This is a genomic window from Kitasatospora sp. NPDC059646 (genome assembly GCF_042734615.1).
Classification (GTDB): domain Bacteria; phylum Actinomycetota; class Actinomycetes; order Streptomycetales; family Streptomycetaceae; genus Kitasatospora.
Genome location: NZ_JBHWDS010000003.1, coordinates 1 through 23,210 on the forward strand (window position 1 = coordinate 1; position 23,210 = coordinate 23,210).

Below are 23,210 nucleotides of genomic sequence, written 5' to 3' on the forward strand. Positions count from 1 at the left end.
GGCTCCCAGTAGACGACTGGGTTGATAGGCCGGATATGGAAGCCCTGTGAGGGGTGGAGTTGACCGGTACTAATAGGCCGAGGGCTTGTCCTCAGTCGCTCGCGTCCACTGTGTTGTTCTGAAACAACGACCCACTCCGGTGGATAGTTTCATAGTGTTTCGGTGGTCATAGCGTGAGGGAAACGCCCGGTTACATTCCGAACCCGGAAGCTAAGCCTCACAGCGCCGATGGTACTGCAGGGGGGACCCTGTGGGAGAGTAGGACGCCGCCGAACAATTATTCTGGGAAAGCCCTCCGCCTCACGGCGGGGGGCTTTCTCGCGTTCACGGGCAGGAATTCGCCGGCGAGCCCCGCATGCAGTGCACACGGGGCTCCGGCGGCTCAGTTCTCCTCGTCGTTCCCGCGCCGGCGAAGCACCCGCCCGGCGAGGCCGTTCGACAGTTTGCCGGTCACCGCCTTGGCCCGGTCGAAGGTCTCGGTGCCGAGTCGCTTGGCGGCGTCGACGCCCTCGGCCCCCGTTTCGAGCACCTTGTTCCGGGCCTCCGTGGCCGCGTCCACCCAGCGGCGGGCGTCCAATGACTGCTGGTCGTGCTCGATGCCGAGCCGGCCGCGGAAGGCGACGACGGCGGTGGCGACCTGGTTGCCCGAACTCACCACGGCGGGGGAGGCGGTCGGGTGGAGCAGGACCTTGGTGTTGGCGGTACCGACGGCCGCGTCGACGCGGGCCAGCAGGCGTTCGGTGCAGCGGGCGATGAGCTCGGTGCGGTTCTGCCGGGCAGTGCGGATGGCGAGGCGGTGCAGGTCCAGCTCGTCCGGCGAGGTGTCCAGGACGCGGTCGAGCTCCAGGACGGCGATGGCGTCCTGGAGTTGGAAGCAGCGGGCCAGGACGGCGAGCCACTCCCGGACGGTGGACTCGGCATCCTTGGAGGCTTTGGCGAGGTCGCCGATCCTGGTCTTCTGCTCCATCTTCTCGGCGAGCGCGTCGAGTTGGCGCAGTGCGTAGGCCTGGGTGCGGGCGATGGTGACGGAGGTGAGCGAGACCTTGGCCCAGGTGACCTCGGAGACCCGGCCGACCTGTTCCCGGACGGCCAGACCCTCCTCGATGACGAAGCCGGCACCGATCATGTCGGCCACCACCGCGTCCTTCTGGGCGCGGAGCACGTCGTCGACCTTCTCGTCGATGGTGGCGAGGTAGTCGGTGATCTCGTCCATGGTCTGCTGCATGGCGAGTTGCGCCATGAGCCCGGCGGCGCCGGCCAGGACGGCGGGGTTGGAGAGCAACGAGCCCGGTGTCCGCACCAGTTCGAGGATTCCCTTGGTCCTGCCGTTCTCCATCAGCACCGCTCGGCTGCTGCCCGGGCTCGAACCCTTCATCAGTTTGTGCTTCTGGAGGGCCTTCGCGGACTTCTCGGTGAGCTTCACCCAGCGGCCGGAGTTGGCGGCGATCTCGGAGGCCGCCTGGGCGGCTCCGGAGGCCGCTCCGAAGGCCGAGCCGAGGCGCGGCAGGCCGAGGTCCTGGGAGGGGAGGCCCTCGGAGAGGAGGAAGCGTTCGACTGCGGCCGGGTCGCCGATGACCGCCAACCCGTCGCCGTCGCTGATCAGTTGAAGGTCGTTCATCGTCGGCTCCCGTGGTGGCTGTGCGAGGTCAGAGGCGGCCGGCGGCCTTGAGCGTGAGGTAGGTGTCGGCGAGCGCCGGGGCGATGGCCTCGGGCGGGGCGTCGAGGACGGTGACGCCGCGGCGGGTGAGGAGCTCGGCGGTGCGGCGGCGGTCGGCGCGGGTCTGTTCGGCGGCGGCGGCGCCGTAGACGTCGCGGACGGTGGTGCGGGGGGTGTTGACGAGTTCGTCGAGGCGCGGGTCGGCGACGGAGGCGAGGACGACTTCGTGGCGCTTGGTGAGCAGGGGGAGTTGGGGGAGCAGGCCGTCCTCGATCTGGTGGGCGTCGAGGCCGGTGAGGAGGACGATCAGGGAGCGGTGGGGGGCCATCCGGAGGGCGGTGGAGACCAGGGCGCGCAGGTCGGTCTCGATCAGGGCGGGTTCCAGGAGGGCCATCGCCTCGGTGAAGGCGGGGAGGATCTCGGAGGGGGAGCGTCCGGCGACGGCGGTGCGGCGGTGGCGGTCGTGGGCGAGCAGGTCGACGCGGTCGCCGGCCTTGGTGGCGAGGGCGGTGAGCAGCAGGGCGGCGTCGAGGGCGGCGTCGAGCCGGGGGGCGTCGCCGACGCGGCCGGCGGAGGTGCGGCCGGTGTCGAGGACGACGAGGACGTGCCGGTCGCGTTCGGGGCGCCAGGTGCGGACGGCGACGACGCTGCGGCGGGCGCTGGCGCGCCAGTCGATGGAGCGGACGTCGTCGCCGGGCAGGTATTCGCGCAGGGAGTCGAATTCGGTGCCCTGACTGCGGGTCAGGACGGAGGTGCGGCCGTCGAGTTCGCGCAGGCGGGCGAGGCGGGACGGGAGGTGCTTGCGGCTGGCGAACGGCGGCAGGGCGCGGATCCGCCAGGGGGCGTCGAGGTTGGCCTGGCGGCCGGCGAGGCCGAGCGGGCCGAGGGAGCGGACGGTCACGCGGCCGCTGTGGTGGTCGCCGCGCCGGGTGGGGGCGAGCCGGGTGGTGAGGCGGCGGCGTTCGCCGGCGGGGACGGTGACGGAGTGCCGGGAGGCGGTGAGGGAGGTGCCGGCGGCCCAGGCGGAGGGGTACCAGGCGTCGCGGATCCGGGCGCGCAGCGGGCGGCGGGACGGGTTGGCGACGAGCAGGTGGACGTCGACGGTTTCGCCGAGGCGGACGCTGGGGTTGCCGGAGCGTTCCAGGGTGAGGCGGCGGACGGGGGCGGCGAGCACCAGGTCGGCGACGATCGCGGCGAGCAGCGGCAGCATGACCACGCCGATGCCGGTCCAGGAGGGGAGCACGAGGCCGACCAGGAGGGCGCCGAGGGCGGCGATGAGGGCCGTGCGGCCGGTCAGGGCCATGGGGTGCTGGGCTCGCTTTCTGGGGCGGTGGGCGCGTCGGTGCCGGGCTGCGGGCCGGGGGAGGGGTCGCTCCCCCGGCGTGGCGGCTAGCGCGGCGCGGGCGTCTGGGCGAGGACGGCCTGGATGACGCTGTCGGCGGTGGTGCCTTCCATCTCGGCCTCGGGGCGGAGCTGGATGCGGTGCCGGAGGGTGGGCAGGGCGAGCGCCTTGACGTCGTCGGGGGTGACGTAGTCGCGGCCGGCCAGCCAGGCCCAGGCGCGGGAGGTGTTGAGCAGGGCGGTGGCGCCGCGCGGGGAGACGCCCATGGCGAGCGAGGGCGAGTTCCGGGTGGCGCGGACCAGGTCGACGATGTAGGCGAGGATCTCGGGGGAGACGGTGAGGGCCCCGATCTCGGCGCGGGCGGTGGCCAGGTCGGCGGGGCCGGCGACGGGGCGGACGCCGGCCGAGGCGAGGTCGCGCGGGTCGAAGCCGGTGGCGTGCCGGGAGAGGACCTGGAACTCCTGGTCGCGGGTGGGCAGCGGCAGGATCAGCTTGAGCAGGAAGCGGTCGAGCTGGGCTTCGGGCAGCGGGTAGGTGCCCTCGTACTCGACGGGGTTCTGGGTGGCGGCGACGAGGAACGGCTCGGGGAGCTTGCGGGGTTCGCCGTCGACGGTGACCTGCTTCTCCTCCATGGCCTCCAGGAGGGCGGCCTGGGTCTTGGGCGGGGTGCGGTTGATCTCGTCGGCGAGCAGCAGGTTGGTGAAGACGGGGCCGGGCTGGAAGGAGAACTCGGCGGTGCGGGTGTCGTAGACGAGGGAGCCGGTGACGTCGCCGGGCATCAGGTCGGGGGTGAACTGGATGCGCTTGGTCTCGACGTCCAGGGCGGTGGCGAGGGTGCGGACCAGCAGGGTCTTGGCGACGCCGGGGACGCCTTCGAGCAGGACGTGGCCGCCGCAGAGCAGCGCGACGACCAGGCCGGTGACGGCGGCGTCCTGGCCGACGACGGCCTTGGCGATCTCGTCGCGCAGGCCGGTGAGGGCGGCGCGGGCGTCGCGGGTGCGGCCGGGGTCGGTCTTGGTGAGCTGGTCGGTCACGGCTGTCGTACCTGCCATTCGATGTCGTCGAGTTCGTCGGCGAGCCGCAGCAGGGCGGCGTCGTCGGTGGGGGCCGGGCCGTACAGCAGGTGCTGGAGGTCGGCGGCGGGGCGTCCGAGCCGGGCGGCGGCGGCCTCGGTGAGGACGGTGCGGTCGGGGTCCCCGGAGGTGTGCGGGAGGCCGAGGGCGGTGGCGGCCCGGCGGCGGGTGGCGCGGCGCAGGGTTTCGGCGGCGTGGCCGCGGGCGTTCGCGCGGTGGTAGAGCCGGGCGCGCCCTTCGGTGGTCTCGGAGGCGCGGACCACGGCGGGCAGTCGTTCGCTGAGGACGGGGCCGAGCCGGCGGGCGCGCCAGACGACGGCGAGCAGGGCGGCGATGGCGAGTTGCAGGGTGGCCCAGTGCCAGCCGGCCGGGATGAGCTGGTCGATGGTCTTGTGCCCGCCGGCGGTGGTGCCGGTGGTGACGCCGTGGTCGGGGGTCTGCCAGACGAGTTGGCGGTGGGCGCCGAACAGGCCGAGGGCGAGTGCGGCGTTGCCTTCGCGGTCGAGGCGTTCGTTGGTGAACGGGCGGGCGCTGCCGACGACGATCAGCTGCTGGGTGCCGGTGGTGCGGCTGACCAGGGAGCGGCGGGTGCCGCCGTGCGGGTAGCAGCCGGTGTCGGCGGGGCCGGGGTCGTAGCTCTGGCCGCCGAGTTGGGCGGCGCCGGCGTTGACGGCCTCGGGGAGTTTGCAGGACGGGGCGACGGCGTTGTTGCCGTCGGCGTCGGAGTAGTAGGTGGAGATTCCCGGGCCGAAGGCGTTCAGGACGGGCTGGTCGGGGGCGACCAGCACCAGGCGGCTGCGGGCGCCGCGGTGCAGTGCGGCGAGTCGGGCGAGTTCCTGGTAGGGCAGCTCGTCGGGGTAGCTGAGGACGACGGTGGTGTCGTCGGCGCGCAGGGCGGCGGCGAGTTCGCTCTCGGTGGTGGCGGTGCGGCTGGTGACGCCGCGCTGCTGGAGGAGCTGGTCGGCGGCGCGGGTGCCGCCGGGGGCGCCGGAGCGGGGGTCGAGCGGGGCGTAGGAGTCGGAGCCGGGGATGCCGGCGACCATGGTGCCGACCAGCAGCAGGGCGAGGCCGGAGAGCAGCCACCAGCGCCAGCGCCGCCACAGGGTGCGCAGGGTGGTGCGGGGTGCGGTGGCGGGTGCGGTGCCGGGTTCGGCGGGCGGTTCCGCGGCCTCGTCGGCGGTGGCGGGCGGGGGTGCGGTGGTGGTCATGCGGTTCCTCCGCCGGCGGCCACGGGGGTGGGGCGGGTGCGTTCGAGGGCGCGGTCGAGGTCGGCGAGGAGCCGGTAGGCGGTCTCGTCGGCGGTCCGTTCGCCGAATGCGATGTCGTCGAACAGCCGGGCGGCGGAGGCGAGTTCGCGGGCGCGTTCGGGCAGGGCGCGGCCGGCTTCGGCGGCGGCCTCGTCGGCGGTGCGGCCGGGGCGCGGGTCGAGGACGGTGCGCTCCTCCAGGCCGCGGACGAGGGCGCGCATCTGTTCGCGGACGGCGTCGGCCCAGTCGCCGCGGGCGGCGTGGTCGGCGGCGGCCCGGCGGTGCTGGTCGGCGCTGCGGGGGCCGTCGGCGGCGAACAGGGTGCCGGTGGAGCGGGCTTCGCGGCGGGGCGCGCCGTAGCGTCGCCAGAGCAGGACGGCGACGATCGCGACGATGACGAGCAGCACCGCGAGGGCGGCGCCGTCGCCGCCGCCGAGCGGGGTGCCGGCGCCGCCGTTGAACAGGTCGTCGAGCCGGTCCTGGAGCCAGGTCAGGAAGCGGTCGACGAGGCCGGGTTCGTGCTGGTGATAGACGGCCTTGCGGAGTTCTTCGTGCGCGGCGTCGCGGGCGGCGTCGCGCGGCACGGTGACGGGGACGCCGTCCGCGAGCAGCGTCCCTCCCCCCCGGAGTCCCATGGTCGTCAGGCTCCCGGCGGGGTGTACTGGCCCGGGACGGGCGGGGCGGGTGCGGGGGTGTAGTGGCCGGGCAGGCCGGCGGCGCGGGCCAGTTCGAGGTCGAGTGCCTCGCGGCGGATCCGCTGGTCGACGTAGAGCAGGCCGAGCAGGGCGCCGGTGAGCGGGACGGTGAGGGTGTTGGCGAGGGCACCGCAGACCGCCATGATGCCGATGCTGATCGCGGCGGCGCCGTCGGAGGCGTCGGGGGTGCCCGGGGTGCCGCCGATCAGCATGGCGACGATCTCGCCGGGGACGGTGAGCACGGCGGAGAGCAGGCCGACGGCGAGCCCGAACAGGGTCGTGGTGCCGAAGATCCGCCACCAGGAGCCGCGGACCAGGTGCCAGGACCGCTTGATCGCGCCGAGGACGCCCTGCCGTTCCAGGACCAGTGCGGGGGCGGCGAAGGACAGCTTGATCCAGATCCAGAGCGCGGGGACCAGGGCGGGCAGGACGAGCAGCAGCAGGCCGGGCGCGTCGCCGGCGGCGGCCAGCAGGAACAGCGGGACGATCGGCACGGCGAGCGAGCCGAGCAGGATCAGGGTGAGCAGCAGGGCCAGGCCGAGGAGGCGCCCGAGGTGCGGGCGGGCCTGCGCCCAGGCCTCCTTGGGGCCGGTGTCGCGGCCGAGCAGGCTGTTGCCGATGACGGGGGTGAGCAGGCCGGTGGCGACCACGCCGGCGAGCATGGCGAGCGGCAGCGTGTAGTAGGAGGAGAACGTCGCCTGCAGTTGCGTGCCGTCGACGTGGATCCACCAGGAGACGCCGGCCTGGACGAGTTCGAGGGTGCAGGCGAGGACCAGGCTGAGCCCGAACGCGGTCTTCCAGTACCGGCGGACGAGCGCGAACGCGCCGTCCATCAGTTCGGCGAAGCCGAGCGGCCGGAGCGGGACGATGCCGGGCTTCGGGCCGGTCGGCGGGGCCGGCGCGGAGTACGGCGGCAGGGGTGCGGCGGTGGCCGGTGGTGCCGGGGGAGCCGGGTGGCCGGATTCGGGCGTTCCGGGCGCGGGCTCGGGAGAGCCGGGTGAGGTCCAACCCGGGGTCTCGGTCATCGACGCTCCTCGTCGGGGCACCCTGGGACGGGTGCTTCGGGGTGCTTATCGTGCCATGGTGCGCACGCGTACCCCAGGGGTATCCCGTTGCTGATCGACAACGGTCCGGGCATGGCCGCCGAGCCGATACCTTTGCGATGGTATGACTGGTTCGGCCGGCGGCCGGGGGGCCGTCGACGGGACGGCTGTGCGTCAGGTCACATTCGCGTGATGAGAAGATGGAGTCATGAAGGGACGTGTCCTCGTCGTCGATGACGACACCGCACTGGCCGAGATGCTCGGCATCGTGCTGCGTGGTGAGGGTTTTGAGCCGTTTTTCGTCGCGGACGGGGACAAGGCGCTGGCCGCCTTCCGGGAGACCAAGCCGGACCTCGTACTGCTCGACCTGATGCTGCCCGGGCGGGACGGCATCGACGTGTGCCGCCAGATCCGGGCCGAGTCGGGCATTCCGATCGTCATGCTGACCGCGAAGACCGACACGGTCGACATCGTGGTCGGCCTGGAGTCGGGCGCCGACGACTACGTCACGAAGCCGTTCAAGCCCAAGGAACTGGTCGCCCGGGTCCGCGCCCGGCTGCGCCGGGCCGAGGAGCCCACGCCCGAGCAGTTGACCATCGGCGACCTGGTGATCGACGTCGCCGGGCACTCGGTCAAGCGCGAGGGCCGCGGCATCCCGCTGACCCCGCTGGAGTTCGACCTGCTGGTCGCGCTCGCCCGCAAGCCCTGGCAGGTGTTCACCCGCGAGGTGCTGCTGGAGCAGGTGTGGGGCTACCGGCACGCGGCCGACACCCGCCTGGTCAACGTGCACGTGCAGCGCCTGCGCTCCAAGATCGAGAAGGATCCGGAGCGCCCCGAGATCGTGGTCACCGTCCGCGGCGTCGGCTACAAGGCCGGGCCCAGCTGAGGATGAGCGAAGTGCAGGCTGACGCCTCCCCGTCGGACGAGTTCTCCGACGGGGAGGCCGCTGTGCGCGGCGATGTGCTGAGCTCCACCACCGGCCGGCCGCGCCGGCGGCGGTGGTGGACGGCGCTGCTCGCGCCGGTGACCCGCCAGTTCCGCCGCCCGGTCGGCCGGGCGCTGGCGCTGTACCGCCGGTCGATCCAGCTGCGGGTGGTCGCGGCGACGCTGCTGCTGTCGTTCGTGCTGGTGCTGGTGCTCGGCGTGGTGGTGGTCGCCCAGGTCCGCAACGGTCTGCTGGAGGCCAAGCAGAAGGCCGCCCACGGGCAGGCCATCGGCGGCTTCCAGATCGAGCAGGACAAGATCAACGAGGCGATCAACCTGCAGGCCAAGGCCGGCGCGACCGCCGACCCGACCCGCGACCAGATCAACGCCTGGCTGACCAAGCAGGTCTCCGACATGGCGTCCGGCGGCGCCGGCGTCTACTCGGTGATCGCCATCGCCCCCGGCGTCCAGGAGGAGAGCGCCCCCAGCGCCGGCCTGCGCGGCGCCCGCTACTCGGGCTCGATCCTGCCCGACTCGATCACCCCCGAGCTGCGCGCCCTGGTCGCCGCCGAGCCGTCCGTCCCGCACGAGCAGCCGGTCAAGCTGCACCGCGCCCCCGACAGCCAGGCCAAGCCCGACGACAACAAGGGCTTGGCGATCGGCAAGCAGTTCACCGGCCCCGACGGCAACCCGTACCAGCTGTACTACGTGTTCTCCTTCTACCAGGAGACCAGCACCCTGAACCTGGTGATGGGGACGCTGGCCACCGCCGGGCTGTTCCTGGTCATCCTGCTGGGCTGCATCGCCTGGCTGGTGGTCCGCCAGGTCGTCACCCCGGTCCGGATGGCGGCCGGGATCTCCGAGCGGCTGGCCGACGGGCACTTCGACGAGCGGATGAAGGTCACCGGCACCGACGACATCGCCCGCCTCGGCGACTCGTTCAACCGGATGGCCAACGGCCTCCAGGCGCAGATCCGCAAACTGGAGGAACTCTCCCGCGTGCAGCGGCGGTTCGTCTCCGACGTCTCGCACGAACTGCGCACCCCGCTGACCACCGTGCGGATGGCCGCCGACCTGATCTACGACAGCCGCGAGGACCTGGACCCGATGGCGGCCCGCTCCGCCGAGCTGCTCCAGGACCAGCTGGACCGCTTCGAGTCGCTGCTCGCCGACCTGCTGGAGATCAGCCGCTTCGACGCCGGCGCGGCCATCCTGGACGCCGAACCGGTCGACCTGCGCGACATCGTCACCCGCGTCGTCGAGGCCGCCGACCCGCTGGCCCGCGCCAAGGGCAGCGCGGTGCTGATCCGCGGCGGCGAGAACCCGGTGATCGCCGAGGTCGACAGCCGCCGGATCGAGCGCATCCTGCGCAACCTGGTGGTCAACGCGCTCGAACACGGCGAGGGCCGGGACGTGGTGATCCGGCTCGGGGCGGGCGACGGCGCGGTCGCCGTCGGCGTGCGCGACTACGGCATCGGCCTCAAGCCCGGCGAGGCCTCCCGGGTCTTCCACCGCTTCTGGCGCGCCGACCCGTCCCGGGTCCGCACCACCGGCGGCACCGGCCTGGGCCTGTCCATCGCGGTCGAGGACGCCCACCTGCACGGCGGCTGGCTGCAGGCCTGGGGCGAGCCCGGCGGCGGCTCGCACTTCCGGCTCACCCTGCCGCGCACCCGCGGCGGCGAGATCTCCCGGGCCCCGTTCCGGCTGGAGCCGGAGGACTCCCGGCACAACCGCGGCATGTCCTCGGTCGGCGCGCCCTACCGGCGCGCGGTGCGCGGCGAGTCCACCACCGTCCCGGAGACCCCGGACGCCGAGCGGCACACCTTCGGCTCCGGCCTCGGCGGGGTGCTCAGCATCGGCCCCGGCCTCGGCCGGCCGAGCGCCGCCCCGGTGGCCGACCCGTCCGACGTCCGCGCCGGAGCCGCCGGCTACGGCGCCACCGGCGCGCAGATCGTGGTGGACCGCAGCGGCCGCCCGACCCACCCGGCCCCGCCCGCACCGGACGGCGCCGAGACCGACCAGGAGGGGACCACCGGTGCACAGGAACGACAGGACGGCTGAGCGGCGGACCCGCGCGCTGGGCGGCGCCGCCCTGCTCGCGGCCACCGCCACCGGGTGCGTCGCCATGCCCTCCGGCGGTGCGCCGCAGGGCCTCGGCGTGCCGCAGGGCGCCGCCGACGGCGTCCAGGTGCACGTCTACCCGGTCGCCCCGCACAAGGGCGAGAGCCCCGGCGACCTGCTGGCCGGCTTCCTCGACTCCTCCAACGCCGACCAGGCCGACTACGACACCGCCAAGCAGTACCTGACCGCGGACGCCGCCAAGCGCTGGCGCCCCGACGCGCAGGTGGTGGTGCTGACCGAGGCCCCGCACCTGAGCCGCCCCGACCTGGCGCAGGACGCGACCACCGCCCAGATCAGCGTCAGCGGCAAGCAGGTCGCCGAACTCGACGGCCGGCACACCTACGAGGCCCGCTCCGGCGTCGCCTACCAGCAGGACTTCACCTTCGTGAAGATCACCGACGGCCCCGACGCCGGCCAGTGGCGGATCGACGCGCTGCCCGACGGGCTGATCGTCGACCAGACCAACTTCAAGAACACCTACAAGCCGGTCCACCGGTACTTCTTCGCCGCCCCCGACCCGACCAGCGAACGCGCCCAGGCCAACCCGGTGCTGGTCGCCGACCCGATCTACCTGCGCCGCCGAATAGACCCGCTCACCGAGGCCGCCCAGGCCACCGCCGACGGCCCCTCCCAGTGGCTGCGCCCGGTGGTCACCTCCAAGCTCGACGGCGTCAAGGTGCTCGGCGTCACCGCCGGCGACAACCGGGTCGCCACCGTCAAGGTGGACGGCGCCGACCTCGGCAGGAACCAGACCGGCTGCCGGCAGATGGCGCAGCAGCTCTTCCAGACCCTGGTCGACCAGCAGGGCAAGCTGGACCGGCTCGACCTGTCCACGCCCAAGAGCGGCGGCTGCACGATCACCGCCGCCGAGGCCGCGCCGGTCGCCCCGGGCGTGCTGGCGGGCGGCGAGAACGGCACCCAGGCCTACATCCAGCTCTCCGACGGCCGTCTCACCCGCTACCTGGACGGCATGGAGCCGGCCCCGGTCCTCGGCGTGCTCGGCCAGGTCTCGCAGGGCGGCCAGCCCAGGGTCGGCGAACTCGCCGTCCGCCGGGACGGCAACGCCGTCGCGGTGATCGCCAACGACGGCCGCAACCTGTTCCGCACCGGCCTGACCGAGACCGACAAGTACGGCGAGTCGGTCACCTCCAGCCGCGCCCCGCAGCCCGGCCAGGGCCTGGCCTCGCCCAGCTGGGACGGCCGCCAGGACCTGTGGCTGGTCGACCGCGACCCGGCCGCGCCCAAGGTGCTGATGGTCCGCGACCGCACCGTCGTCCCGGTGACGGTCGACGACCTCGACGGGCGCTCCGTGCAGTCGCTGCGGATCTCCTCCGACGGCACCCGGATCGCGCTGCTGCTGCGCCGCGGCAACGGCCCGACCACGCTGGCCCTCGGACTGGTGACGCACAGCGGCACCCCGGCCGCGCCGGCCGCCCGGATCACCGCGCTGCGCGACATCGCCCCGCAGCTCACCGAGGTCGCCGCCGTCTCCTGGAGCGACGCCGACCAGCTGGTGGTGCTCGGCAAGGAGGCCGACCGGCTGCAGCAGCTGCACTTCCTCGGCACCGACGGCTCGCAGTCCACCGACTCCCCGCTGCAGGGCGGCGAGTCGATGACGGCGCTGTCCGCGACCGAGGCCCGCGGGCAGAGCGACCAGGTCAGCCCGGCCGTGCTGACCGCCTCCGGGCGCGGCCTGTACCGGCTGAAGGACAACCAGTGGCACGAGGTGCCCAGCAAGGCCCCGGCCGGCGCGTTCATCTACCCGGGCTGATCCCGGCCTCCCCGGCCGGCGCACCCCGCCGGCCGGGCCCGGGGCCGCGCCGGGCGACCGCCGCGACGGTGGCCGCCGCCCTCGGCGGGCAGCCGGCCGCGCGCAGGGCCCGGGCCGCCTCGGCGAGGCTCGCCCCGGTGGTGACCAGGTCGTCCACCAGCACCAGGCGGTGGCCGGCCAGCGGGACGGCCAGCCGGGCCGGCACGGTCAGCGCCCCGTGCAGGTTGCGGTGCCGCTCGGCCGCGCCCAGCCCCGCCTGGTCGGCCACCGGCCGGGCCTGCCGCAGCACCGGGGCGACCAGCGTGGCCACCCCGCCGCGGCGCAGTTCGCGGGCCGCGGCCCGGGCCAGGCGCAGCATCGGGTCGTGGCCGCGGGCCCGGGTGGCGGCCCGGGCGGACGGCACCGGGACCAGCAGCAGCGGGGCGGCGCCCGCGCCGGTGGCGGAGCGGACCGCGGCGGCCAGCGCCCGGCCGAGCGGGCCGGCCAGCCGGAGCGCGCCGCGTTCCTTGTGGGCGATCAGCAGTTGGCGCACCGGCCCGGCGTAGGGGGCGGCGGCGTGCACCGGCGGCAGGCCGGGCGGCGGGCGCACCGGTCCGGCCGGCCCGGCGGCGGTGCCGTCGATCAGCGCGCGGCAGGGCGGGCACAGGCCCGCTGCGCCGTCGCCGCAGCCGGCGCAGCGGGCGGGGATCAGCAGGTCGAGCAGGGCGGCGAGGATCGGTGCGGGTCCGGATCCGGGCCGGTTGGCGGTGCTGCGGCTCGTCACGGAACCCCTCCGGAACGCTCGCCGGGCGGCGACTTCAGCCATACGGTGGGCGGTGTCAGGCGTGTTGTCCAGTCGTTCACCACTGTTTCACCCGTAGGAGGGTAAACAGGGGGGAACAGCCGGACCGCCGACCGCTCGTCGGTACGTTCGTTCGACTGGGGAGGCGAGATCCCCGGGCGAGGTGTTGCATGAGGCTCCAGGGGTTTCGAACGCTCCTGGTGGGGAGGAAGTGAGGTAAGGGGCCGGCGGTTCTCGCGGGTCTCCCGGGCGGTGTTCCGGGGGCGGGCGGTGACCGGCTGGTCCGGCTGGGTCTCACGCCGGTCCGGGACGCACTCCGGGCCGGTCAGCACAAGGGATCGGAGTTCTGCGTGGACATCGTCGTCAAGGGCCGCAAGACCGAGGTGCCCCAGAGGTTCCGCGAGCACGTGGCCGAGAAGCTGGAGAAGGTCCAGAAGTTCGACGCCAAGGCGATCAGCCTCGACGTCGAGGTGTCCAAGGAGCACAACCCGCGGCAGGCCGACCGCTCCGACCGGGTGGAGATCACCCTCCGCAGCCGGGGCCCGGTGATCCGGGCCGAGGCGTCCGCCAACGACCCGTGGGCCGCGCTCGACCTGGCCTCGGCGAAGCTGGAGGCGCAGCTGCGCAAGTCCGCCGACCGCCGCCGGGTGCACAAGGGCGGCACCAACGGGCGCGGCCCGGTGAGCGTCGCCGCCGCGACCGCCGCGTTGGCCGAGCTGCCCGCGACGGAGGCCACCGAGGGCGTCAACGGCGCGGTCCGCAAGACGCTGGCGGGCAGCCTGGAGGTCGAGGGGGACGGGCCGCTGGTGGTCCGCGAGAAGACCCACTCCGCCGCGCCGATGTCGCTGGACCAGGCGCTGTACGCGATGGAGCTGGTGGGCCACGACTTCTACCTGTTCCAGGAGAAGGACAGCGGCCTGCCGAGCGTGGTCTACCGCCGGCACGGCTACCACTACGGCGTGATTCACCTGAAGGAGGACGGGGCCGCGGCGGTGGACTACGCCGGGGCCGGGGGCGCGATCAACGGGCCCGAGGAGGACTGACCGGCGGGCGCGGTGACCCCGGCGGCCGTGAACGGCCGCCGGGGTCACCGGTGTTCGGGAGTCACCCAGCCGGGCGGTTCGGCGGCGCAGGGTGATCGCACGCCGTCCGGGGCGTGGAATGATGGGCGCGTCACGTGACCGGAGGCGGGGGAGGAGCGGATGGGGGAGCTTTCGCGCGAGGGCCTGGGCCCGGAGGACGCCGACTGGTCGTCGCGTCGCGCGGAGCCGATCCGGGTGCTGGTGGTGGACGACCACGCGCTGTTCCGCCGCGGCCTGGAGATCGTGCTCGCCGAGGAGGACGACATCCGGGTCATCGGCGAGGCCGGCGACGGCGCGGAGGCCGTGCTGAAGGCCGCCGACCTGCTGCCCGACATCATCCTGATGGACGTCCGGATGCCCCGGCGCAGCGGCATCGAGGCGTGCACCGCGATCAAGGACGTGGTGCCCAGCGCCAAGATCATCATGCTGACGATCAGCGACGAGGAGGCCGACCTCTACGAGGCGATCAAGGCGGGGGCGACCGGCTACCTGCTGAAGGAGATCTCCACCGACGAGGTGGCCACCGCGATCCGCGCGGTGGCCGACGGCCAGTCGCAGATCAGCCCGTCGATGGCGGCCAAGCTGCTGACCGAGTTCAAGTCGATGATCCAGCGCCGCTCCGACGACCGGGAGCTGGTGCCCGCGCCCCGGCTGACCGACCGGGAGCTGGAGGTGCTCAAGCTGGTGGCCACCGGGATGAACAACCGGGAGATCGCCAAGGAGCTGTTCATCAGCGAGAACACCGTGAAGAACCACGTGCGCAACATCCTGGAGAAACTCCAGCTGCACTCCAGGATGGAGGCCGTGGTCTACGCGATGCGTGAAAAGATCCTCGAAATAGGCTGAGCGGAACCCGATGGCCCGTCAGGCCAGCAGCTTCTCCAGCTCCGGGCGGAGCGCCTCGTCGTCCAGCCGCTCCACCCGCACGTCCGAGCAGCCCACCCAGGAGGCGGCCTCGCGCAGAGCCTCGGCCAGCGCGGGCACCGAGCGCGGGCCGTCCAGCGAGACCTGGCGGGCGACCAGGGTGGCGCCCTCGCGGGCCGGGTCGACCCGGCCGACCAGGCGGCCGCCGGCCAGCAGCGGCATCGCGAAGTAGCCGTGCACCCGCTTGTGCTTGGGGGTGTACGCCTCCAGCCGGTGGCTCATGCCGAAGATCCGCTCGGTGCGCGGGCGGTCCCAGATCAGCGAGTCGAACGGGGACAGCAGGGTGGTGCGGTGCCGGCCGCGCGGCTCCGACTCCAGCGCCGCCGGGTCCGCCCAGGCCGGCGCGGACCAGCCCTCCACCGCGACCGGGACCAGCCCGGAGGCCGGCAGCGCCGCGTCCACCTGGGCGCCCTTGAGGCGGTGGTAGTCCATCAGGTCGGCCCGGGTGGCCACCCCGAGGGCGGCGCCGGCCTGGGCGACCAGCCGCTCCAGGCACTCGGCGTCGGTCGGGTCCTGCTCGAACAACTCGCCGGGGACGGCCCGTTCGGCCAGGTCGTAGACGCGCTTCCAGCCCCGCCGCCGGGTGACCACCACGTCCCCGAAGGCCAGCGCCCGCTCGACGGCGATCTTGGTGTCGGACCAGTCCCACCACTCGGCGGTCCGCTTCGCCCCGCCGAGGCCGGTCGAGGTCAGCGGGCCCTCGGCGCGCAGCTGGTCGATGACCTGCGCGTACACCTCCTCGGAGACCTGGTGGCCCCAGACCCGGCCCTTGGCCCGGTTGGCGCGGCGGCGGAACGCGAACAGCGGCCACTCCTCGATCGGCAGGATGCAGGCGGCGTGCGACCAGTACTCGAAGGCCGCCCCGTGCCCCCAGTACGCCTGCTCGACCGGCCGCCGGCCGACCGCGCCGAGCCGGGCGTACGGCACCAGCTCGTGCGAGCGGGCGAGCACCGAGATGGTGTCCAGCTGGACGGCGCCGAGGCGGCGCAGCACGCCGCGGGCGCCCGCGCGGCGGTCGGGCGAGCCGAGCAGGCCCTGGGCGCGCAGGGCGAGCCGGCGGGCGTGGTCGGCGGAGATCCGGACGGTCGGGGCAGGGGTCGCAGCCATGGGGCGAGGCTAGGACAGGGCACTGACAGACCGGCCACGCCCGAGCGCTTTGACCGTTTGGACCCTGCTTCGGCCGATGTGCTCCCACGGGTGACACAGGAATAGCGTGCTGACGGACCTCCCGGCCGCTCGGCCTCCTCGCATACGATGGCCCGTACGGTGGGGTGGACTCCCCGCCGTCAGTCATCCAGAGCCGATCCAGGCAAGGAGCCCGCTCACGTGTCCGTCTTCGACAAGATCCTGCGCGCAGGCGAGGGTAAGATCCTCCGCAAGCTGCAGCGGATTGCCGCCCAGGTCAACTCGATCGAAGAGGACTTCGTCAACCTCACCGACGACGAGCTGCGCGCACTGACCGACGAGTACAAGGCCCGGTTGGCCGACGGTGAGAGCTTGGACGACCTCCTCCCCGAGGCGTTCGCCACCGTCCGCGAGGCCGCGAAGCGCGTGCTGGGCCAGCGCCACTACGACGTGCAGATCATGGGCGGCGCCGCGCTGCACTACGGTCACGTCGCCGAGATGCGCACCGGCGAGGGCAAGACCCTGGTCGGCACCCTGCCCGCGTACCTGAACGCGCTGACCGGCAAGGGCGTGCACCTGATCACCGTCAACGACTACCTCGCCGAGCGCGACTCGGAGTGGATGGGCCGGGTGCACCGCTTCCTGGGCCTCGAGGTCGGCGTGATCCTGGCGAACATGACGCCGGCCGAGCGCAAGCGCCAGTACGCGATGGACATCACGTACGGCACCAACAACGAGTTCGGCTTCGACTACCTGCGCGACAACATGGCCTGGTCGCAGGACGAACTGGTCCAGCGCGGCCACAACTTCGCGATCGTCGACGAGGTCGACTCGATCCTGATCGACGAGGCCCGCACCCCGCTGATCATCTCCGGCCCGGCCGACCAGGCCACCAAGTGGTACAGCGACTTCGCCAAGCTGGTGCAGCGACTGAAGATCGAGCGCGACTACGAGGTCGACGAGAAGAAGCGCACCGTCGGCATCCTGGAGGAGGGCGTCACCCGGGTCGAGGACTACCTGGGCATCGACAACCTCTACGAGTCGGTGAACACCCCGCTGGTCGGCTTCCTGAACAACGCCATCAAGGCGAAGGAGCTGTACAAGCGGGACAAGGACTACGTCGTGATCAACGGCGAGGTCATGATCGTCGACGAGCACACCGGCCGCATCCTGGCCGGCCGCCGCTACAACGAGGGCATGCACCAGGCGATCGAGGCCAAGGAAGGCGTCGAGGTCCAGAACGAGAACCAGACGCTGGCCACCATCACCCTGCAGAACTTCTTCCGCCTGTACGACAAGCTGTCCGGCATGACCGGTACCGGCACCACCGAGGCGGCCGAGTTCCACCAGATCTACAAGCTCGGCGTGGTCCCGATCCCGACCAACAAGACCCCCAAGCGGATCGACCAGCCCGACCTGATCTACAAGTCCGAGCCGGCCAAGTTCGCCGCCGTGGTCGAGGACATCGCCGAGCGCCACGAGAAGGGCCAGCCGGTGCTGGTCGGCACCGTGTCGGTCGAGAAGTCCGAGTACCTGTCCCAGGAGCTGCGCAAGCGCGGCATCCCGCACGAGGTGCTGAACGCCAAGCACCACGAGCGCGAGGCGCAGATCGTCGCCCAGGCCGGCCGCAAGGGCGCCGTCACCGTCGCCACCAACATGGCCGGCCGCGGCACCGACATCATGCTCGGCGGCAACTCCGAGCACCTGGCCGCCGCCGAGCTCGCCCAGCGCGGCATCACTCCCGAGGACACCCCGGAGGAGTACGAGGCCAACTTCCCGGCCGCCCTGGAGAAGGCCAAGGCCGCGGTCAAGGCCGAGCAGGAGGAGGTGCAGGAGATCGGCGGCCTGTACGTCCTGGGCACCGAGCGCCACGAGTCCCGCCGGATCGACAACCAGCTGCGCGGCCGCTCCGGCCGCCAGGGCGACCCGGGCGAGTCCCGGTTCTACCTCTCGCTGGGCGACGACCTGATGCGCCTGTTCAAGGCCGGCATGGTCGAGCGCGTGCTCTCCATGGCGAACGTCCCCGAGGACGTGCCGATCGAGTCGAAGATGGTCACCCGCGCCATCGCCTCCGCGCAGACCCAGGTCGAGCAGCAGAACTTCGAGATCCGCAAGAACGTCCTCAAGTACGACGAGGTCCTCAACCGCCAGCGCGAGGTCATCTACGGCGAGCGCCGCCGCGTCCTGGAGGGCGAGGACCTGCAGGAGCAGGTCGGCCACTTCATGGACGACACCGTCGCCGCGTACGTCGAGGCCGCCACCGGCGAGGGCTTCGAGGACGACTGGGACCTCGAGAAGCTGTGGACCGCCCTCAAGCAGCTCTACCCGATCTCCCTCGACCTCGACGAGCTGGAGGAGGACGCCGCGGAGAACGGCGGCCTCACCTCCGAGTACCTCACCAAGGTCATCCAGGAGGACATCGCCGCCGCCTACGGCCGGCGCGAGGACCAGCTCGGCGACCAGATCATGCGCGAGCTGGAGCGCCGCGTCGTCCTCTCGGTGCTGGACCGCCGCTGGCGCGAGCACCTCTACGAGATGGACTACCTGCAGGAGGGCATCGCGCTGCGCGCCTACGCCCAGCGCGACCCGCTGGTCGAGTACCAGCGCGAGGGCTTCGACCTGTTCTCCGCGATGATGGAGGGCATCAAGGAGGAGTCCGTCGGCTACCTGTTCAACCTGGAGGTCCAGGTCGAGCAGCAGGTCGAGGAGGTCCCGGTGCCGGACGACGAGCAGGTGCTGCTCGACAAGCTGGAGAAGGACGCCACCGTCCCCGCCGCCCGCCCGGAGATCCGCGCGAAGGGCCTGGAGGCCCCCGAGCGCAAGAAGCTCCACTACACCGCCCCGTCCGACGAGGTCGGCGGCGGCGTGGTCGAGGGCGAGTTCGACGAGGACGGCGTGGTCGCCGACGGCGACGGCCTGACCCGCGCCGAGCGCCGCAAGGCCGCCAAGGCCGCGAAGGGCCGCCGCCGCAAGGCCTGACCGGGCAACGGCTCCTGACGGGGCGTCACCCCTCTTCCGGGGGGTGGCGCCCCGTCTGCTGTGTGCACCGGCGGCGAGGCGGGACGGTGCCGGCCGGGGAGCGCGCCCCGGGGCCGGTCGCGGGTCAGCGGGCCTCGACGGCGGCGCACTGCCACTGGCCGGTGCGGGTGTGCAGTTCCAGACGGAACGCCAGCATGTGGTGGCGGGGGCCGAGTTCGACCCGGACGCAGGCCTCGACCGCACCCGGGACCGGGGCCGAGTCGTGGACGTGGCCGAGGCGGGGCTGCCAGGACCGGCCGCGCGGGCGGAGCGGGCCGCTGCGGGTGAGGGCGGCCAACTGGTGGAAGCCCGGCAGCGTGGTGTGCCGCTGCAACTGGTGCACCGGGCGGACTCCGCAGAGCACCTCGACCAGGCGGCGCGCGAACCGGGTGGCCAGGTCGCTGTGGCCGGTCCGGGACGGGGCGACGCTGCGCGGGCGGGCCGGCCGCCCGCCCTCGCACGCCGCCCGCGGGCTGCGGACGGTCCGGGCGGCCTCGCCGACCGGGTGCGGGTGCCGGACGGGCCGGCGGGCGGCGTGCACCGGGTGGACCAGCGGACGGATGCGGGGGCCGGGCGTCCGGGTGAGCTGCTCGGTCATCGGGTCCTTCTCGGTGGTCGGGGCGGTGTGCCTCCTTGCTACCGGGCGGGGCACGCCGGGCCCAAGCCCTGCCCGGCAGGCGCGGGACGGCCGGGAATTCCACCCGTGCGGGTGAGGTCCGCAGCGGCGGCAGGGATCCGGCGGGCCCGTCAGGTCGCCGAGTTGACGCACGGTCGGCCGCCGAGCGGCACCAAGGGGGACACCGAGCGTCCCCTGACCGGCCCAGCGGACGAGGGCGGCCGGCGGGCTGCGTATTCTTGGTCCGTCGCACTGTGACCGAGAAGGGTGCCCCCATGCGCGTGTACGTGCCCACCACGTTGAACGACCTGGCGGCGGCGCACCCCGAGGGAGTCCTGGAGCAGAGCGTGGCCTACGCGGTGACTCCGGCGCTGCGCGAGTGGTACGTCAGCGACGACCTGGAGGAGCTGGAGTACGCGGCGCTCAACCGGGCCGCGCTGTCCTCCGTCCGGCTGCTGGCCGCCGACCCGAAGGCCCCGCGCCGGCGCGTCGTGGTGGCCGTCGAGGTCGCCGACTCCGCGGTGTCGCCGTTCCCCGGCGACGAGTACCAGGACCAGGCGTCGCTGGGCCGCGTGGTGCTGGCCGGCCCGGTCCGGCTCGCGAAGGCCGCCGCCGTGCACGCCGACGCCGCCGACCCGGACGTCGAGGCCGACGTGGCCGCCGCGGCCGAGGCCGTCGCCGCCGCCGACCGGGGCGACCAGGACGCGCAGTTCACCGTCGACGGCGCCGAGGACCACGAGCTGCTCTGGTTCGCCACCCAGGAGATCCCCGGCCTGATCGCCTGACCGCCGTACCCTTCCGCGTCCCGAGGACCCCGCCGCGGCGGGGTCCTCGTGTTCGCCGGCCCATGACATCCGTCATGTCGAGCCGGTGAGCGCAGACCCTGGGAGCGGCGCCCGCCCGACCGGCACAGTGGAGTCACCGCCGGCGAGGGGCCGGGGAGGACGCAGCGGAGTACGGGGGACGTCATGAGCAGCATCGTGATCGGCGCGGAGACCGTGCAGGTGGGGGACGCCGTCACGGTCGGGGACTCCGGGGCTGGGCGCGCCGGGGTGCCGAGCGCCGCGGAGATGCGGCTGCCGGTGTGGTTCTTCGGCTTCGAGGGCGTGCTCGCCGGGGCGTTCGACCTGCTCCGGGCGTTCCCCTCGGCCTGGCCGGCGCTGGTGGCGCTGGCGGCCGTGAACCTGGCGGTGTCGCTGACGATGCTCCGCACCCGGCTGAAGCTGGCGAAGCTGCTCTGGCGCGGCAAGGGCACCCGGAAGGTCGCGTTCGCACTCGTGGGGCTGCGGCTCGGCAGCCATCTGCTGCTCGGCGCGCTGGGAACGGCGGTGGCGTCGACGGCCGGACACGTGCTGTTCGCACTGGTGATGGGGGCGGTGACGGTCGCGCTGCTGGCCTGCGTGCAGCGCACCGCACTGGCCGCCCTGGTCGCGGCGGGCAAGGCCACGGCCTGAACCCGTGCCGGGGCCCGCAGGTGGCGCGCTCCGGCGCAGCGGAACGGCCCGCCGGGAGACCGGCGGGCCGTTCGCGTCCGTGCGGAAGGGCGGTCAGGAACCGGGGACCGCTGTCACCCGGAGGTGCAGTCGGTCGGCGGGCACGTGCGGTCGTCGTCGCCGCGGCCGCCGACGGCGGTGTCGTCGCCGGGGTGACCGGGCCGGTGCGGATGCTTGGACGTCCCGGACGGAGTCGAGAAGACGAGCGTGGTGCTGGTGGTGATGACGGCCGGGGCGTCGGTGAGCGCGGCCGGTCGGGTGGTGGTGGTCACGCCGGTCGCGCGGTCGGTCGCCCAGAGCACCGGGGCGCCGGTGTCGTCGAGGGCGGCGGCGCGCAGGGTCAGGGTCCTGCCGGTGTTCCAGGCGGATGCGGCGAGGGTGTAGGCGCCGGTGGTGGTGAGGGTGGTGCCGTCGGCGGAGAGCTTGAGGCCGGTCCACAGGTGGAGGGCGCCGGTGGCGGGGTTCCACAGGTAGGCGGCGGTGCCGTCGGCGCGCTGGGCGGTGGCCACCGTCCAGCTGCTCCAGTCCTGGGTTCCGTCCGGGGAGTTGAGGCCGGTCAGGACGTTGCAGCTGGCCAGGCAGAGGCCCCAGCCGAAGTCGGCGTCGGTGGTGTAGCCGTTGGGGGTGCTGGAGTGGAGCAGGACCAGTTGGTTGCCGAAGGCGGCCAGCAGGTCGGGGTGGCCGGTTGCCAGGTTGCTGGTGTTGCCCGCATTGACGACCTGGGCGGCGGCGGTGCCGTTCGTGTCGGTGAGCGCGCCGACGAGCAGCGGGGCGGTGGTGGTGCCGAGCGGGCCGGTGCTGCCGTCGCCGCACAGGATGACGCCGTGGCCGCTGCCCGGGGTGGTCCCGGTCGGGTAGTAGGCGAGGACGTCCTGGGTGCCGTTGCCGCAGAAGGCGCCGGTGACGGTCTGGGCGCCGTTCCAGTCGCTCGGGCTGCCCGTGGTGCCGACGCCGAGGCCGTTGATGCCGATGTTGATCGGGGTGGGCGACACCGTCCCGTCGGGTCGTCCCGTGGAGAGCCACAGGCCGGGCGGGACGACGCCGGTGCCGCCGGGGACGATCAGGTCCGGCGTGCCGTCGAGGTCGAGGTCGCCGTCCCGGGCGGGCAAGGAGGTGCTGTGCGAGGCCGCGGCGGCCGGTGCCGCGTACGCCGGGGCTCCGGGCAGTGCGGCGGCGGCCAGCAGGCCGACGAGAAGGGCGGTGGTGCCCCCGCCGTGCCCGATCAAGCGCTTGCGAATTCCCATTTTCCCTTTTCTGTCACGGATTCGGAGGCCGAGTCTTCGGGGTCCGGGCGGTGAATATCACGGAATGCCGATGCGGGGCGAGTGCTTCGGCTAATGGGCCGGCAAAATTATCGACCGAACGGCGAGGTCTGCGACGGCACGCCCGCCGTGCCGGGGCGGGGGCGAGGCGCTGCCGAAAGGTGGGCGAAATTGTCCGTCATGCGAATTGCGTCGCCTTTTCCGGAATTCGCGCACCGGCCCGTGGCAGGTCGGGTGGGCGGTGCGGCGGTCGGCGGACGGGCGGAATGCGGTGGGAGGAGTCCTCGCCGGGGCCCTACCCTTGGCGGGTGCGTACACACATAGTCTGGGACTGGAACGGGACCCTGCTGTCGGACATGCCGGCGGTGCTGGGGGCCAGCAATGCGGCGTTGGGGTTGATGGGGATCGCGCCGATGACGCTGGAGGAGTACCGGGCGCAGTACGAGATCCCGATCCCGCGGTTCTACGAGCGGTTGCTGGGGCGGGCGCCGAGCCAGGCGGAGTGGCTGGCGGCGGACGACGCGTTCCACGTCAAGTACCTGGAGCTGTTTCCGAGTTGCGGGCTGACGCCCGGGGCGGAGGAGTTGCTGGGCGGCTGGGTGGCGGCCGGGCGGAGCCAGTCGCTGCTGTCGATGTACGCGCACGAGCAGCTGGTGCCGGTGGTGGACGGGTTCGGCCTGACACCGCACTTCGTGCGGGTGGACGGGCGGCGCGGGGCGGCCGGCGGGCGCAAGGCGGCGGAGCTGGCGGTGCACCTGGGGGCGCTGGGCGCCGGGATCGACCGCGGCCGGACGGTGCTGATCGGGGACGCCGCGGACGACGCGCTCGCGGCGTTGGAGCACGGGATCAAGGCGGTGCTGTACACCGGCGGTTCGCACACCCGGGAGAAGCTGGTGCACGTCGGGGTGCCGGTGGTGGATTCGCTGGCGGAGGCCGTCGCGGTGGCGGAGGAACTGTCGCGGTAGGCGTGTCACGGCACGTCAACACGGGCGCACGCGTTCACCCTGGTAGGGGAAGCACCCGCACCACCGTACGG

General features: G+C 73.4%; 19 protein-coding genes and 2 rRNA genes. 11 read left to right on the forward strand and 10 right to left on the reverse strand.

Annotation, left to right across the window (positions count from 1 at the left end; all coding sequences use genetic code 11):
* A 23S ribosomal RNA gene (locus ACFV1L_RS02540) occupies nucleotides 1–93 on the forward strand; the annotation flags it as partial.
* 65 nt (nucleotides 94–158) lie between these two features.
* Nucleotides 159–275: ribosomal RNA gene (gene rrf, locus ACFV1L_RS02545) — 5S ribosomal RNA — on the forward strand.
* 107 nt (nucleotides 276–382) lie between these two features.
* Here rrf and ACFV1L_RS02550 read toward each other — a convergent pair.
* The 6 genes from ACFV1L_RS02550 to ACFV1L_RS02575 form a co-directional block, all read right to left on the reverse strand.
* Nucleotides 383–1,618 carry a hypothetical protein gene (locus ACFV1L_RS02550; protein ID WP_380362198.1) on the reverse strand — a complete coding sequence of 412 codons (1,236 nt, stop codon included), beginning with the start codon at nucleotides 1,616–1,618 and terminating at the stop codon, nucleotides 383–385.
* 28 nt (nucleotides 1,619–1,646) lie between these two features.
* Complete coding sequence (locus tag ACFV1L_RS02555; protein WP_380362199.1) at nucleotides 1,647–2,960, reverse strand: DUF58 domain-containing protein; 1,314 nt, start codon at nucleotides 2,958–2,960, stop codon at nucleotides 1,647–1,649.
* A gap of 86 nt (nucleotides 2,961–3,046) precedes the next feature.
* Nucleotides 3,047–4,051, reverse strand: a complete 1,005-nt coding sequence (locus tag ACFV1L_RS02560; RefSeq protein ID WP_380362201.1) for an AAA family ATPase — start codon at nucleotides 4,049–4,051, stop codon at nucleotides 3,047–3,049.
* Complete coding sequence (locus ACFV1L_RS02565) at nucleotides 4,030–5,280, reverse strand: DUF4350 domain-containing protein (RefSeq protein WP_380362202.1); 1,251 nt, start codon at nucleotides 5,278–5,280, stop codon at nucleotides 4,030–4,032. Before ACFV1L_RS02565 ends, ACFV1L_RS02560 begins: the two co-directional genes overlap by 22 nt.
* Nucleotides 5,277–5,954 (reverse strand): DUF4129 domain-containing protein, encoded by a 678-nt coding sequence (locus tag ACFV1L_RS02570; protein WP_380362204.1) that lies wholly within the window; start codon nucleotides 5,952–5,954, stop codon nucleotides 5,277–5,279. Before ACFV1L_RS02570 ends, ACFV1L_RS02565 begins: the two co-directional genes overlap by 4 nt.
* 5 nt (nucleotides 5,955–5,959) lie before the next feature.
* Nucleotides 5,960–7,039, reverse strand: coding sequence for a glycerophosphoryl diester phosphodiesterase membrane domain-containing protein (locus ACFV1L_RS02575; protein ID WP_380362205.1), 1,080 nt, complete (start codon nucleotides 7,037–7,039; stop codon nucleotides 5,960–5,962).
* Between the two features lie 226 nt (nucleotides 7,040–7,265).
* On the opposite strand from ACFV1L_RS02575, the gene mtrA reads away from it, so the two are divergent.
* The 3 genes from mtrA to ACFV1L_RS02590 are packed head-to-tail and all read left to right on the forward strand — an operon-like array spanning nucleotide 7,266 to nucleotide 11,873.
* Nucleotides 7,266–7,943, forward strand: coding sequence for an MtrAB system response regulator MtrA (gene mtrA / locus ACFV1L_RS02580; RefSeq protein ID WP_030459579.1), 678 nt, complete (start codon nucleotides 7,266–7,268; stop codon nucleotides 7,941–7,943).
* Nucleotides 7,944–7,945: 2 nt separating this feature from the next.
* Complete coding sequence (gene mtrB, locus ACFV1L_RS02585) at nucleotides 7,946–10,042, forward strand: MtrAB system histidine kinase MtrB (RefSeq protein ID WP_380362208.1); 2,097 nt, start codon at nucleotides 7,946–7,948, stop codon at nucleotides 10,040–10,042.
* Nucleotides 10,017–11,873, forward strand: a complete 1,857-nt coding sequence (locus ACFV1L_RS02590; protein ID WP_380362210.1) for an LpqB family beta-propeller domain-containing protein — start codon at nucleotides 10,017–10,019, stop codon at nucleotides 11,871–11,873. Before mtrB ends, ACFV1L_RS02590 begins: the two co-directional genes overlap by 26 nt.
* Here ACFV1L_RS02590 and ACFV1L_RS02595 read toward each other — a convergent pair.
* Complete coding sequence (locus ACFV1L_RS02595; RefSeq protein ID WP_380362211.1) at nucleotides 11,857–12,636, reverse strand: ComF family protein; 780 nt, start codon at nucleotides 12,634–12,636, stop codon at nucleotides 11,857–11,859. The two genes, ACFV1L_RS02590 and ACFV1L_RS02595, sit on opposite strands and share 17 nt — an antisense overlap.
* A gap of 368 nt (nucleotides 12,637–13,004) precedes the next feature.
* Here ACFV1L_RS02595 and hpf point away from each other — a divergent pair, with 368 nt between their 5' ends.
* Together hpf and ACFV1L_RS02605 are read left to right on the forward strand one after the other, a co-directional pair.
* Nucleotides 13,005–13,697, forward strand: coding sequence for a ribosome hibernation-promoting factor, HPF/YfiA family (gene hpf / locus ACFV1L_RS02600; RefSeq protein WP_380362213.1), 693 nt, complete (start codon nucleotides 13,005–13,007; stop codon nucleotides 13,695–13,697).
* A 159-nt stretch (nucleotides 13,698–13,856) separates the two neighbouring features.
* Nucleotides 13,857–14,582 (forward strand): response regulator, encoded by a 726-nt coding sequence (locus ACFV1L_RS02605; protein WP_380362215.1) that lies wholly within the window; start codon nucleotides 13,857–13,859, stop codon nucleotides 14,580–14,582.
* An 18-nt stretch (nucleotides 14,583–14,600) separates the two neighbouring features.
* On the opposite strand, the gene ACFV1L_RS02610 is transcribed toward ACFV1L_RS02605, so the two are convergent.
* Nucleotides 14,601–15,767 (reverse strand): winged helix-turn-helix domain-containing protein, encoded by a 1,167-nt coding sequence (locus tag ACFV1L_RS02610; protein WP_380362216.1) that lies wholly within the window; start codon nucleotides 15,765–15,767, stop codon nucleotides 14,601–14,603.
* Nucleotides 15,768–15,986: 219 nt separating this feature from the next.
* Between ACFV1L_RS02610 and secA the strand changes: the two genes are divergently transcribed.
* Nucleotides 15,987–18,764 carry a preprotein translocase subunit SecA gene (gene secA, locus ACFV1L_RS02615; protein ID WP_380362218.1) on the forward strand — a complete coding sequence of 926 codons (2,778 nt, stop codon included), beginning with the start codon at nucleotides 15,987–15,989 and terminating at the stop codon, nucleotides 18,762–18,764.
* Between the two features lie 124 nt (nucleotides 18,765–18,888).
* Here secA and ACFV1L_RS02620 read toward each other — a convergent pair whose 3' ends face one another.
* On the reverse strand, nucleotides 18,889–19,401 hold the full coding sequence (locus tag ACFV1L_RS02620) for an Rv3235 family protein (RefSeq protein WP_380362220.1): 513 nt from the start codon (nucleotides 19,399–19,401) through the stop codon (nucleotides 18,889–18,891).
* Between the two features lie 293 nt (nucleotides 19,402–19,694).
* On the opposite strand from ACFV1L_RS02620, the gene ACFV1L_RS02625 reads away from it, so the two are divergent.
* Entirely contained in the window at nucleotides 19,695–20,204 is a 510-nt protein-coding gene (locus tag ACFV1L_RS02625) for a DUF6912 family protein (protein WP_380362222.1), read from the forward strand.
* Between the two features lie 183 nt (nucleotides 20,205–20,387).
* Nucleotides 20,388–20,873, forward strand: coding sequence for a hypothetical protein (locus ACFV1L_RS02630; protein WP_380362223.1), 486 nt, complete (start codon nucleotides 20,388–20,390; stop codon nucleotides 20,871–20,873).
* Between the two features lie 113 nt (nucleotides 20,874–20,986).
* On the opposite strand, the gene ACFV1L_RS02635 is transcribed toward ACFV1L_RS02630, so the two are convergent.
* Nucleotides 20,987–22,156, reverse strand: coding sequence for a hypothetical protein (locus ACFV1L_RS02635; RefSeq protein ID WP_380362225.1), 1,170 nt, complete (start codon nucleotides 22,154–22,156; stop codon nucleotides 20,987–20,989).
* A gap of 284 nt (nucleotides 22,157–22,440) precedes the next feature.
* Between ACFV1L_RS02635 and ACFV1L_RS02640 the strand changes: the two genes are divergently transcribed.
* Complete coding sequence (locus ACFV1L_RS02640; protein ID WP_380362227.1) at nucleotides 22,441–23,139, forward strand: HAD family hydrolase; 699 nt, start codon at nucleotides 22,441–22,443, stop codon at nucleotides 23,137–23,139.
* Nucleotides 23,140–23,210 lie beyond the last annotated feature (71 nt).

Coding starts and splice junctions, on each gene's coding strand:
- ACFV1L_RS02550 (WP_380362198.1), bottom strand. CDS start 1,618: ATGAACGACCTTCAACTGATCAGCGACGGCGACGGGTTGGCGGTCATC.
- ACFV1L_RS02565 (WP_380362202.1), bottom strand. CDS start 5,280: ATGACCACCACCGCACCCCCGCCCGCCACCGCCGACGAGGCCGCGGAA.
- ACFV1L_RS02620 (WP_380362220.1), bottom strand. CDS start 19,401: ATGACCGAGCAGCTCACCCGGACGCCCGGCCCCCGCATCCGTCCGCTG.
- ACFV1L_RS02625 (WP_380362222.1), top strand. CDS start 19,695: ATGCGCGTGTACGTGCCCACCACGTTGAACGACCTGGCGGCGGCGCAC.
- mtrA (WP_030459579.1), top strand. CDS start 7,266: ATGAAGGGACGTGTCCTCGTCGTCGATGACGACACCGCACTGGCCGAG.
- ACFV1L_RS02560 (WP_380362201.1), bottom strand. CDS start 4,051: ATGGCAGGTACGACAGCCGTGACCGACCAGCTCACCAAGACCGACCCC.
- ACFV1L_RS02640 (WP_380362227.1), top strand. CDS start 22,441: ATGCGGTGGGAGGAGTCCTCGCCGGGGCCCTACCCTTGGCGGGTGCGT.
- ACFV1L_RS02605 (WP_380362215.1), top strand. CDS start 13,857: ATGGGGGAGCTTTCGCGCGAGGGCCTGGGCCCGGAGGACGCCGACTGG.
- ACFV1L_RS02575 (WP_380362205.1), bottom strand. CDS start 7,039: ATGACCGAGACCCCGGGTTGGACCTCACCCGGCTCTCCCGAGCCCGCG.
- mtrB (WP_380362208.1), top strand. CDS start 7,946: ATGAGCGAAGTGCAGGCTGACGCCTCCCCGTCGGACGAGTTCTCCGAC.
- ACFV1L_RS02610 (WP_380362216.1), bottom strand. CDS start 15,767: ATGGCTGCGACCCCTGCCCCGACCGTCCGGATCTCCGCCGACCACGCC.
- ACFV1L_RS02555 (WP_380362199.1), bottom strand. CDS start 2,960: ATGGCCCTGACCGGCCGCACGGCCCTCATCGCCGCCCTCGGCGCCCTC.
- ACFV1L_RS02570 (WP_380362204.1), bottom strand. CDS start 5,954: ATGGGACTCCGGGGGGGAGGGACGCTGCTCGCGGACGGCGTCCCCGTC.
- ACFV1L_RS02630 (WP_380362223.1), top strand. CDS start 20,388: ATGAGCAGCATCGTGATCGGCGCGGAGACCGTGCAGGTGGGGGACGCC.
- ACFV1L_RS02635 (WP_380362225.1), bottom strand. CDS start 22,156: ATGGGAATTCGCAAGCGCTTGATCGGGCACGGCGGGGGCACCACCGCC.